Origin of the sequence: Vibrio sp. 10N.261.51.A4 (assembly GCF_041471945.1) — a bacterium.
GTDB classification, from domain to species: domain Bacteria; phylum Pseudomonadota; class Gammaproteobacteria; order Enterobacterales; family Vibrionaceae; genus Vibrio; species Vibrio crassostreae_C.
Window position 1 is genome coordinate 1 of record NZ_JBFRPJ010000103.1, and the last position, 11,920, is coordinate 11,920.

Genomic DNA, 11,920 nt, shown 5'->3' on the forward strand with positions numbered 1-11,920 from the left:
TGATTTAGGAAACAAAGCCATAATCTAATGCAGATGTAGACGAAGCTTTATTGTTTGCTACCCCTAATGCTACACCAGTGTAAAAGCCTTCCCAAACTTGAGGTATTGCCTCTTTATCCGTAGCCAATACCTCAGAGCTAACTAAGGAACCTGCAACCACCAATGGCAATAGACCTTTCTTATTAATACCCATTCGATAAATCTCCATTTTCTATCTCGGTTGGTATTTTTAGGGTTATGATTAAAATCAATTTATAAAACCCTGACAATTTCACTTTATTATGCATCTTATTGCATTTTTTGTTTTTTCGTACAGCCGGAAATAGCTTGTAGCTTGCGTGTTAGGAATGATTTACGAGAAAAGTAGGCATTGTGTCGCCATTCAACTTCGAGAAAGCAATCGTTTAAGATGATTTGAAAGATTTAATCTATGAAGTGCAGTTTACTATCATGTGATCTCTCTTTTTTGTTAACTCGCCATAAGTGCTTAAATAGTTGAGGTGTACCGAAACCTTATCTTGCTAGCTAACTGCTCTACTTCGTTTATACTAGGCTCAACTTATCTATAGGCTGTGATTTCAAAAAACTCATTGGTACACCTATAGTACACCTCATTCGATTGGAACCCTTACATCACATGGCTCTAAAACCCACAATCTACAAGTTTCGTATCTCTTTAACCGATATGAATCGCGACTATTACGACTCTTTCAATCTAACGGTTGCACAACACCCTTCTGAAACAGAACAGCGAATGATGGCTCGAATCATGGCTTTCTGTATCAATGCGTCTCCTGAACTTGAGTTCACTAAAGGGTTGTCTAGCATTGAAGAACCCGATTTATGGCAGAAGTCGTTAGACGATCAAATCCTAGAATGGGTCGATGTGGGCGAACCCGATCCAGAGCGTGTTAAGAAGGCAACTCGCCTATCTAAATCAGTACGCGTATTCAGCTTCAACACTAAATCAAACGTTTGGTGGGAGCAGAACAAAGGTAAATTCGGCTACCTAAAAGCTCAGATCGTTCGTCTAGACAACGATGGTATTGAGCAGCTAGCGGCGATGACACAACGTACGATGGATCTTTCAGTCATGCTGACGGGTAACTCTGCTTTCATTAACAGCGATACTCAATCGGCAGAAGTAACGTGGGAAGAGCTACAGAGTAATGACTGAGCGTCCAACCCCGAATAATTCGCAAACAGCAGCTAGCCAGCTAGAAGAAGCCAAGCAACAAGCCGACGCGCAGCAAGAAATCAAAGCTAAACAACAAGCTAGAACCAAGCTTCACCAGTGTTTAAAAGAAGCAGGTTTAGGTTCAGTCAAAGCGCTCTCGACAGGCTACGAGAAAGAGCTGTCGTCATTTATTGATGAAAACCACGCTTTGTTTAAACACGCTTGCGAGAACAAGCCGGAGAACTCTGCACGTCAGACGTTGCTTGGCTTGCTAACCAAGGTACATATCGATGCAAGCTATCGCTTTGAAAGCAATAAAGAAGCGAATGAGGCGATGCAAAATGTATTCGATAATACAGTGGGAACTGAGCACAGCGACAAGTTACAAAACTCTAACGCTCAACAGTTAAAACTAGTCACGCATTTGTGGTTGTTCATTCAAGGACGACTAGGAATGGATTACAGCCTAGCCAATGATCACGCAGCTGTAGCCGCTACGCTACTGTCTCGTATATCGAGAAGCAGTGATGATGAGATTCGCGTAGAGTTCATGGCGAGTTTTTACGATGGTTTGAGCATCTATCAAGCCGAGAACAAGCCATCCGGTATTGTTCACCACTTAAAGCGTTTGTTTAACCTTTCTTAAGCACTCCACCAGCGACTGATTCTAGTTACGCTCTATATGCTTTCAACAAACGTTAAGATATAGAGCGTGCTTTTTCTGCTTGGCCGCAACAGATTCCCTATTACGTTCATTCCTCACTTTAGGGAATGGCGAAAGTGAATAAGTCGCTCATTCTTCACTTTAGGGAATAACAGCATTTTCAGCCATTACAGTTGACTTCATTGCAGGCGTAAAAAAGCCCCGCATAAAGCGAGGCTTAGAATATTTTCAACGAACTTCAATTTACAAAGGCTAAATCACGTGCATCCAATAACGAAACGTATTAACGCAGGCCGTGTAAGAATTCGTGGCGCGTTGCTGGGTTTGATCTGAAGATACCGCCCAGAGCTGTTGTTGTCGTTTCGCTAGTCGCGTCCATTACACCGCGTGATTTCACGCAGTAGTGAACCGCATCCATGGTGACAGCAACGTCATCAGTTTCGAGTAGCGTTTGCAGTGCAACAAGGATCTGCTGCGTCATACGTTCTTGAACTTGTGGGCGCTGAGCAAAGAATCGAACAATACGGTTAATCTTTGAAAGGCCGATGATTTTCCCACGAGGGATATAAGCGACCGCAGTCTTACCATCAATCGTCACTAAGTGGTGCTCACAAGTACTGGTCACGGTAATGTCTTTTACTCGTACCATCTCACGAACGCCCATCTTGTTTTCGATTACCGTAATTTTAGGGAAATTGGCGTAATCCAAACCAGAGAAAATTTCATCCACGTACATTTTAGCAATACGTTGCGGTGTTTCTTCCAGACTATCGTCCGTAAGATCAAGTTCAAGGAGAGTGAGAATCTCACGCATATGGTGTTCGATTCGTTCCTTTTTCTCTTCTCGGCTAACCTGGTTTGGACTCATTGGTGTCTCTAAACCACGGCTTGCTAGCGCATCTTTAACCAACTTCGCTGATTCGCTAAGACCTGACATTGAACTTCCTCTTTTATTACCCCTTCTGGATGGCAAACAAGGATACTCGGAATTTTGAATAAATACACCCATATTTTAAGGGAGGTCATTATTTACGGGGCTTAAACTGTGCTAGAGTGGCTAGAATTTCGTTGGCGAACCATCATGATTTGATAACTATTGAATCCCTATTGCCAACCGCCAAATCAAAATAATAACGATCAAAGGATTTCAATTATGGGCTGTTGCGACGCTCCGGGCTTGATGCCAATTGAAGAAGCACTAGATAAGCTGCTATCACCAATTCAACCTATTCAAACGACCTTATCACTGCCATTAGCAGAAGCATTGGGTTACGTACTTGCTGAAGATATTCTATCCCCTATTTTCGTCCCTCCTTTTGATAACTCAGCAATGGACGGCTATGCACTGCGCTTAGCAGACCTAGAGAACAGTAAAGTGCTGCCTTTAGCGGGCAAGTCCTTTGCAGGTCAACCTTTTGAAGGTGAATGGCCAGCAAACAACTGTATTCGCATTATGACTGGCGCAAAGATCCCGGAAGGTTGTGACGTCGTAATCATGCAAGAAAACACGGCTGAAACTGACGCTGGCATTGAGATTCAGCAAGACGACATCAAGCTGAACAATAACATTCGCCCTACCGGTGACGACATCAAGCAAGGCGATATCGTTCTTAGCCGTGGCGAACGTTTAACACCTCGTGACATTCCAATGATTGCTTCGCTCGGTGTGAGTCATGTAACTGTGGCACACAAACCTAAAGTCGCTTTCTTCTCTACTGGCGATGAGCTCAAGCCATTAGGTCAGCCTCTTGAAGATGGTCAGATCTACGACAGCAACCGCTACGGTATCAAACCACTGATTGAAGCGTTTGGTTGCGAAGCAATTGACCTAGGTATTATTCCTGATTGCCCTGCAACGCTTAAAGAAACCTTTGTAAAAGCGCAAGAACTGGCAGACGTAGTTGTCACTTCTGGTGGCGTAAGTGTCGGCGAAGCTGATTACACCAAAGACATTCTTGAAGAGCTTGGCGAAATCGGCTTTTGGAAACTAGCAATCAAACCAGGTAAACCATTCGCATTTGGTGAGCTAGACAACGCTTGGTTCTGTGGCCTACCGGGTAACCCAGTGTCTGCAATGATGACTATGTATGTGTTAGTTCAACCTATGCTGGCTAAACTTGCCGGTCACACTGCGTGGACAGCACCAGAATCGATTCCTGCGATCACTAAATCTGCATTCAAAAAAGGCCCAGGCCGTACTGATTATCAACGTGGTATTTACTCGATTGAAAACGGTAAGTTTGTAGTAGAAACAACAGGTAACCAAAGCTCTGGCGCTTTCCGCTCAATGAGCTTAGCAAACTGCTTTGTGGTACTAGAGCGCGAACGTGGCCGTGTTGAAGTCGGTGAAACGGTTCAGATTCAACTGTTTAACTCCACGCTTTACTAACGAGGCTTGCTGATGGAAATACTGTCTGACGCAGAGATGCTTCGTTACAATCGCCAGATCATTCTCAAACAGTTTGATTTTGAAGGTCAAGAAGCGCTGAAACAGAGTTCAATCTTAGTGTTAGGTGCGGGTGGTTTAGGCTGTGCCTCTGCTCAATACCTTGCGACTGCGGGCATTGGTAAGCTAATGCTGATCGACGACGATGTTGTCGAGCTTTCAAATTTGCAGCGACAAGTACTTCACACCGATACTGATATTGGTAAGAAGAAGGTCGATTCTGCCGCTGAATCTTTGCAGGTATTGAACCCGCATCTGACGATTGAAACTGTCGAACACAGGCTTGATGACGAGGCACTTGGCAAGTTAATTGAAGCACACTCGCTTGTTCTTGATGCCAGTGACAACGTCGAAACGCGCAATCAGTTGAACCGCTTATGTTACGCATCAAAAACGCCTCTAGTATCGGGCGCTGCGATTCGCATGGAAGGTCAGATTAGCGTATTCACTTATCAAGATGAAAATGCACCTTGCTACCAGTGCTTGAGCGCTCTATTCGGCAACGCTGCTCTAAGCTGTGTTGAAGCCGGTGTGATGGCACCTGTTGTTGGCATGGTTGGCGCGGCTCAGGCTTTGGAAGCTATCAAGGTTATTGCCGGGTTTGGACAACCAAAGCAAGGCAAGCTTTTGATTCTCGATGCCATGTCTCACAGCTGGCGTGAAATGAATTTAATGAAGATGCCTAATTGTTCGGTGTGTGGTAAGTAATAAAAAGAGCCAAAGCCCATTGAGTTGGCTTTGGCTCGTTACCCTAATACGTTGTTAATGATTAGAAGTATATTCAGAAGCGACGTAATCTAGCTCCTTTTGCTCTGCGAGCATCTCAACTACAATTTCAGGTAGTGATGGAACCCCATGAAGAAAACCTTGTTGGTTAAAGCCGCCTAGAGCTTCCAGAAATGCACAGGTGTCTTTATTTTCAACACCCTCATAGATAATACGTGCGTTTTTTACCGAAACGAGCTTCTTAACTTCATCGATTTTTTGCATGTAATCAATGTTATGGCAAAGTCCCCATGTAATGGTTTTATCTATTTTTATCTCACTAATAGGCAGTTTGACAATACGTTCAATATTCGATGCTTCCATCCCAAAGTCATCTATAGAGATCTCAAAACCATTCAACCTTAGCCGTAAAATATTTGCCAACAATTCTTTTTCAATATTGCCTGAAAGCCCCTTTTCAGTCAGCTCTACAACGATAGTATGCTCAATACCTTGCTTATAGATTTCGAGTAGATTATCGACAACAGATTCATCAGTCAGTAAATTAGGATCGATATTAATTGAGAACCTCAACGATTTATCAAGTTCACTGAAGTGGAGATGATAATCCTGAATGAATTTATTTATCACGATATTGGTAAAAACCTTTTGCTTTCCTAGCTCTTCAATTACTGGCAAAAAATAGCTCGGTGGAAGTAAGGTCCCGTTTTCATCAGACCATCGTGACAACACTTCAAACCCCGAAATAACATTTATATCCGAAACAACTTGCGGCTGATAAACCAGATTGATGGGAAAATCGTCATCGATGATTGTTGCACGGTTACCAAAGCCAAGCTCGCTTTTGGTTATGGTTTCAACTTCAAGTGCTTTATCAACCAACTCACTTATTTGGTTAGCCCAAATAGGCTTTTCTAGTGAAGCGACAACATTTAACTCATAGAGCTTTCCAAGCATACTCACCGAGCTAACAATGGATTTATCCAAACCTGAAATAATGATTATTTTAGACTCAACATTTTGTTGCGACATCATACTCAAGAGTTCAAATCCATCGCCATTGGGCATCATGATGTCCATAATCACCAAATCAAATGATGCGTTTTGCATTTTGCTCATTGCATCGAACGCATTTTCTGCAAACTGTACAGATGTTTTTTTATTAGATAAAGAGACCGCATTTTTAATGACCTCTCTCGATAGTTCAACATCGTCAACAATCAATACTGTGTTATTCATTCTCTTCACCTTTATAGTTTGCAATAATATCCATCCAAGTGCGTTGTGATTTCATTTTCTTTGAATCCAAGTTCATGACCTTCATTGATCTATCGTTACTTCTTACACTTCGATACTCGCAGCCCAATGAAAAAAACAGATCAAAAATCCTTTTGCTTTTCAGTAGTATATAAAGCTCTTTATCTGGATTTAAGCTTTGTAGATACTTGTACGCCTCTCTGCCCATTGTGTCTGTAAATGACGAATAATGAGTGCAGTTAAAAGTAACAACTAAATGTGCTCTATCTTCTTTAGATACTAAGACTTGCTCCAAAAAATCTGCTGCAAGATTATAGTTAGCACTTAATAAGTGTCCGATTAATTGCCCATTAACCGTGACGAGCGTTAACTCTCCAGAATATTGATTTATTATTTTTTCAATAATTACCTTTCTACTCATACCTAAATCTTCTAAATTACTGAGCATAACGTTATCCTCATATTCAAAGATGACATCAATTAACTTGGTAATCTTCCCAAGAAGGAATGAATTATTTGAGTTAATCACCGTAACTTCTGTTTGGACGTGCATGTTCATATCAATATAACCGTTATTATTAAATTTATTCGTTAACCCTGTGAGAACTGTTTGTGAGTCGTTTGCCTCCCAAACATCAAATATGTTGACTCCAATAAGGTCCAGTAACTCGTTTTGACGTTTTAAGTGGGGAGTTGTTACTCCTCTTTCCCAACGGCTTAGTGTCACAACGTCCAGGTTGTTAAAGTTAGAGTTACTTCTTTGAATCGCATCAACAAAATTAGTTTGAGACAAACCATTATTAACACGAAACGTACGTATAATATTTCCAAACATAGCTTTATTTTCTTATTCGTTATTGTGATTTAGCTTATTTTTAATTAAATACGAACAAAAGCTAAGGGCAAGCTGTGATTGAATAATTTGAAAATGCCCAGCTACTCTCAACACTTATTGGATGATAGTTATTTTCATAACAGTTTGGGCATTATCTTGATGACAATGCCCATAACTCTCAGAAAAACAGATGAAAATAATACATGAAGATCCGAAGATGGCTTACCCTCAGGTTATAGGTAGGAGTATTTAACTAAGTTAGCAAGTACCACCTGATAAAGCGCAATGAAGCTTTAGCTTTAGATCGCTCGGGTTGAGCGGTTTGGTTAGATAACACGAAAAGTATTGGTCCATTCGAGCCTCTTCTTGAATGGTAGCTCGTGCCGTAACGGCAATTATAGGTAACGATGGCTTACGCTTTTCCAACTCAGAAGCAAGCTCAATGCCATCCATAACCGGCATTGAAATATCCGTCAGTACAACATCAAAGTCATGTTCAGAAGCGAGTGCTAAAGCCTCCAAACCATCATTCGCGGTCATGCATTCACAACCTAGCTCGTTTAAGTGGAACTCTAGAATTTCTCGGTTGAACTCAACATCATCAACGATCAAGGCTTTTTTACTTGTGCAGTCTAAGCGCTCTCTAACGTTATATACCTGTTCAGCAACACCGTTAGAACACTCAAGAACATTCATAATTTCTTGAGCTGGGAGTGAGATAACAAAAGTACTACCGGTGCCGAGCACACTCTCAACACGCAACGAACCCTTCATTAACTCTACGATGGTTTTAGTTATCGCCAAGCCCAAGCCAAAACCAAACTGTTGGTCTTCTTGATTAACCTGTTCAAAGCCGTTAAACACCGCATCCAATTTATCTTGGGGAATACCGACTCCAGTATCGCTTACGGAGATATTGAATGCTCTATCGTCGGTTGAAACTTCTATTGTCACCCCTCCCTTGTTTGTAAACTTCAATGCGTTCGAAACTATATTATTGATTGCTTGCTTAATACGAAGCTCATCAATCATCAATGTTGTCGAAGCATCGACATTGCATATAATATCAAGCGACAATTGTTTAGACTCGCTAAGCGGAAAAAACGTATTTTCAATTTCGCGCATCAAACTCATTACTGACAGGCATTTAGGGTTTAATGAATAGCTTGCTGCTTTTACTCTTTCAAAATCCAATAGGTCATTCACAATGCCTAAAATAGTATTGCTCGCACTCGAAATACCGTTCAGCTGATGGCGATATTCGTCAAAGTTTTTGCTATGGCTTAGCATATGTGTATAACCAATAATCGCGGTCAGTGGCGTGCGAACCTCATGGGACACATTTGAAAGCAGCACCGATTTCTGTTTATTGGCCTCACTCGCCTCTTGCGCTGCTATCTCGTACTGCTTCGTTCGCTCTTCAACTTCATATTCAAGCCCTTCAATCAAATTTTGAATCTGGATCCCAGCCTCAGAATAAGCCTTTGAAAGCTGTTCAATTTCGTCTCCATTACTATAAACAGTATGTCTGGATTTATTAAAATCACGCTGCTTTAGATATTTAGCTTGTGCGATCAATTTAGAAATAGGTATCAGCATCTTATTCACCGCGATTGAGTTAATAGCTAAAAACAGACCAAGCAAAAGGATATAAGCAAAGAACAGGCGTTTGATCAACGAGTTATCACCAGATAAAACCAGCTCTTTGGTGGTCGCATAACTGGAACGAATCACATGCTCTGGCGTGACTAAAATCAACCTCCAACCGGTTTGACGGTTCTGAACAAAAGTGACATTGAAAACACCTTTTTCGCCACTTACCACAAAACTACCCAAGTAATGTGACATGATATGGCTTCCGACACTCTTTTGAATTTGTTCATCAAAAACACTTTCAGACATCAATTGGTCGACATTCTGTTGTAGATTCGACGCGATAAGCTTGCCGCTGTCGTCTACTAAGAAATAACGGTATTTGAATTCATCGATCATATTTTCAAAAGTCAGTGAACGAGAAAAATACTCTAAATCTAAATCAAATTTGAGTAACGCGTTATCCCAGTGCTCTGGACGGATATAAATGGCAAACTTAGTGACGTGCCCCACTTTAACTTCTTTCCCTATATAGAAATTCTTGTAGTGGATCATGCGACTAAAATCGACAGAAATAGAGCGGCTTACAATACCATTTTCGGTGATAGAGACTTCTTGGTTGCGTTCAGTGTCAATAAAAAGCACCTTTTTGATAAAGGGCTTAAGCTTAGTATTGATATAAGCCAGCTGTTTATTACGAAGTGCCTCGTTTTTCGATTCATTAACAAAATCATGAGCAAAATCAATCGCCACATGATCCACTTCCTCAGTGATCAGCTCGACCTCTTTATCAAGGGTTACACTTTGAGCTTTCACAAAGGTAAGTAGAAGCTTTTTGTTATTTCCCGTAATGCTCTCCTTTATCTCTTCAAATTGGTTTTGTGAAGAAACCTGAACGATTTCGATAGCGGAGTACGTAAGCAACACCACAAATAGAACCAGTATTGTTGCGTTGGTGAAAATGATTTTATTTTTAAAAGACACGTTCATATCCTCCAACTTAAGCGTCAAAAAGTTGAATCATGGCGTTAGACACATCCATCAAAATCTTTTTTCCTGCACTTTCATTGATTACCGCGTCGTAGTGCTCCAATTTAAGACAAATTCTTGCAACCTCTGTAGCCCCGCAAGATAACGCAATGCCTTTCACTTTATGGGCGAGCGCTCGATTGGACTCACCTCCTTGAAGAATATCATCATTAACCTTGTGCAAACTTCTAATAGCAATCTGACGAAATCGAACGCCAATATCCGATTGAAAGTTACAACCCGTCGCCATTAAAAATACATTTGTGTCGATGCTATACATACCAATTTCTCCCGCCTTCGTGACCCCCCTTAATTTTGACCGTCTGTTACAAAACTGATATGGCAGATCGAGAATTTAAATAACCGGCATGCCTAATGGCATTGTCTGTTTTTTAACTTGGCTTATGCCATATTCACTGCTGGCTACATTTGGACAATAGATCACACTTTTTATGATTATCGAGTGAAAATAATGGCTCAACTTTTCAGACATACTTTTAGACGCTTGGAACAATTAGGTCGAGTGTCTATAAAACAAATATTTGGCGTAACGGCCTTCTATGTAGATCACGTTTTGCTCGTTCTACATAAAAGTGGGGAGCTGTACCTCAGAGGAACACCGGCACAAGAAGGCTACTTTATTAACAAGGGCTACCCCAAGGTGAATGCGAGCGTACTTGGAGTAAGTCAGAATGCGGATTATTACAAGTTGCCAGCAAACCCTTGGAGCAAGTATTCTTTGACTCTATGTGAAGCAGAAATCGCACTAGAGCAAATAAAGAGATCACGAAGCAGTTATATTTCTGCTCCCGAAAGGCTCAAAGACTTACCCAACATGCGATTCTCAACTGAGCAACTTCTTGAGAAAGCGGGTATAAACTCCATTGAGAAACTCAAAAACCTGGGCACGATTGGTGCTGTAGAGGCTATCCAACAGCATACCCACCATAAACCAACCATCGAGTTAGTTTGGTCGTTAGAGGGTGCAATCCAGGGTATACACCGTTCACAACTGCCGACGAACCTAAAAAATGCATTGCGCACCCAAGCTCAAAGTTATTGTTAGCCTATATTGTTTTAACGAAGCTTAGATTCTTGTTAAATCCAAATGCGGTCAATTTGATGCCGTGGCTATTCCTAGCTACGGCTCATTAGGCTAACCCGCTGTCCTTAAGTGATTTCACTCAAGTTTAACGTCTTTAAATTAGCCTCCCCTTTCATTTGATCGCCCACTCCGTTTTAATTTTCACTGCCAGCCTTTATTTTGGTTTCCTACTATTCCCTCTGCTACAAATTACCATTCAAGTTTTAATGCAACTGAATTTATAACTATTTATTTTACAACCTGCCCTATCGCTACCAAACTAGGCATATCAACACAACACTAATAAAAGGTGCCTAAATATGCGTTCATTAATCTTTATTTCAACAGCAGTATTAGCAACTCTTATCTCTTTTCAGTCGGCGGCCGCAAATGTCACTGTGCGTTGGACAGGGAAAGTACCGACTTCTGACTGCGCTTCAAACCCTATTAGCAATCAAGTCGCGTTCAACTCACAAAGCGAACGTTGTAAGGTTGAACTTAAACAAACTGAAATAACTAATACAAAAACAGCAAATAAAATGGTTTCGTTTGATGTGTAATATGAAAGGAAAACCCATTAAGTAGGCATAATAGCCAGATTAATATTCAACCTGACCTTGCATGTAATCGCAGCAAATAAATAATACGGGTATGATAATTAAACTGGCTGTTTGTTTATGCACTTAATCTTACATAAAGGGTCGCTAAGAATTTCGCTAGCCGACCACCCAACGATAAAACCCATCCAGCTCACACTCAGTGAATTTTTAGTTCTAAAAGAGTTACTCACTCATCAAGGGGAGCATTTAACCAAACACCATCTACTAAAAATGGGATGGCCCAATTCATTCGTCTGTGACAATGCATTGAATATGGTGATCATGTCTTTAAGAAAGAAGCTTCTTAGGCTCGGTGGATGGATAGAAATCAATACCATTTACAAGATAGGTTATAGTTTAAATAAAACTGACAAAATATGTGTTTTGCAGTGAATTTAAACACTCCCGTCCAAAAACCAGCGCCGCCAACCTACAACTTGCCTTTGAATATGACCAATGCATTCGGTCAGCACAGCAAGCGCACCGTGAGAGGGCTTTGTTGCGTAATTC

13 protein-coding genes are annotated in these 11,920 nt (G+C 41.1%); 7 read left to right on the top strand and 6 right to left on the bottom strand.

The genetic code is table 11. From position 1 onward, the window contains the following. Positions 1–4: 4 nt before the first annotated feature. The gene (locus AB4384_RS21235) at positions 5–193 is read right to left on the bottom strand and encodes a hypothetical protein (protein ID WP_372130072.1); all 189 of its coding nucleotides are present in this window, start codon (positions 191–193) and stop codon (positions 5–7) included. Positions 194–637: 444 nt separating this feature from the next. Here AB4384_RS21235 and AB4384_RS21240 point away from each other — a divergent pair, with 444 nt between their 5' ends. Next, positions 638–1,177, top strand: coding sequence for a YaeQ family protein (locus tag AB4384_RS21240; protein ID WP_017061727.1), 540 nt, complete (start codon positions 638–640; stop codon positions 1,175–1,177). Next, positions 1,170–1,823, top strand: coding sequence for a hypothetical protein (locus AB4384_RS21245; RefSeq protein ID WP_229648331.1), 654 nt, complete (start codon positions 1,170–1,172; stop codon positions 1,821–1,823). Before AB4384_RS21240 ends, AB4384_RS21245 begins: the two co-directional genes overlap by 8 nt. 301 nt (positions 1,824–2,124) lie before the next feature. On the opposite strand, the gene folE is transcribed toward AB4384_RS21245, so the two are convergent. Next, entirely contained in the window at positions 2,125–2,778 is a 654-nt protein-coding gene (gene folE, locus AB4384_RS21250) for a GTP cyclohydrolase I FolE (protein WP_017061725.1), read from the bottom strand. Positions 2,779–2,994: 216 nt separating this feature from the next. On the opposite strand from folE, the gene moeA reads away from it, so the two are divergent. Next, positions 2,995–4,230: a molybdopterin molybdotransferase MoeA gene (gene moeA, locus AB4384_RS21255; protein ID WP_372130073.1), complete on the top strand. Its 1,236-nt coding sequence runs from the start codon at positions 2,995–2,997 to the stop codon at positions 4,228–4,230. Between the two features lie 12 nt (positions 4,231–4,242). Next, complete coding sequence (gene moeB / locus AB4384_RS21260; protein WP_372112360.1) at positions 4,243–4,995, top strand: molybdopterin-synthase adenylyltransferase MoeB; 753 nt, start codon at positions 4,243–4,245, stop codon at positions 4,993–4,995. 54 nt (positions 4,996–5,049) lie between these two features. On the opposite strand, the gene AB4384_RS21265 is transcribed toward moeB, so the two are convergent. From AB4384_RS21265 to AB4384_RS21280, 4 genes are all read right to left on the bottom strand, one after another. Continuing rightward, entirely contained in the window at positions 5,050–6,252 is a 1,203-nt protein-coding gene (locus tag AB4384_RS21265; RefSeq protein WP_017061722.1) for an EAL domain-containing protein, read from the bottom strand. Beyond that, positions 6,245–7,105 carry a helix-turn-helix transcriptional regulator gene (locus AB4384_RS21270; RefSeq protein WP_102319859.1) on the bottom strand — a complete coding sequence of 287 codons (861 nt, stop codon included), beginning with the start codon at positions 7,103–7,105 and terminating at the stop codon, positions 6,245–6,247. Before AB4384_RS21270 ends, AB4384_RS21265 begins: the two co-directional genes overlap by 8 nt. A gap of 258 nt (positions 7,106–7,363) precedes the next feature. Next, positions 7,364–9,688 (bottom strand): ATP-binding protein, encoded by a 2,325-nt coding sequence (locus AB4384_RS21275; RefSeq protein ID WP_372130074.1) that lies wholly within the window; start codon positions 9,686–9,688, stop codon positions 7,364–7,366. Positions 9,689–9,698: 10 nt separating this feature from the next. Beyond that, entirely contained in the window at positions 9,699–10,007 is a 309-nt protein-coding gene (locus AB4384_RS21280; protein ID WP_017061719.1) for an Hpt domain-containing protein, read from the bottom strand. Positions 10,008–10,199: 192 nt separating this feature from the next. Here AB4384_RS21280 and AB4384_RS21285 point away from each other — a divergent pair, with 192 nt between their 5' ends. From AB4384_RS21285 to AB4384_RS21295, 3 genes are all read left to right on the top strand, one after another. Beyond that, positions 10,200–10,793, top strand: a complete 594-nt coding sequence (locus AB4384_RS21285; protein ID WP_137001856.1) for a TfoX/Sxy family DNA transformation protein — start codon at positions 10,200–10,202, stop codon at positions 10,791–10,793. Between the two features lie 338 nt (positions 10,794–11,131). Beyond that, positions 11,132–11,371, top strand: a complete 240-nt coding sequence (locus AB4384_RS21290) for a hypothetical protein (RefSeq protein WP_017061717.1) — start codon at positions 11,132–11,134, stop codon at positions 11,369–11,371. 117 nt (positions 11,372–11,488) lie between these two features. Next, positions 11,489–11,803, top strand: a complete 315-nt coding sequence (locus AB4384_RS21295; RefSeq protein WP_017061716.1) for a helix-turn-helix domain-containing protein — start codon at positions 11,489–11,491, stop codon at positions 11,801–11,803. Positions 11,804–11,920: the final 117 nt, after the last annotated feature.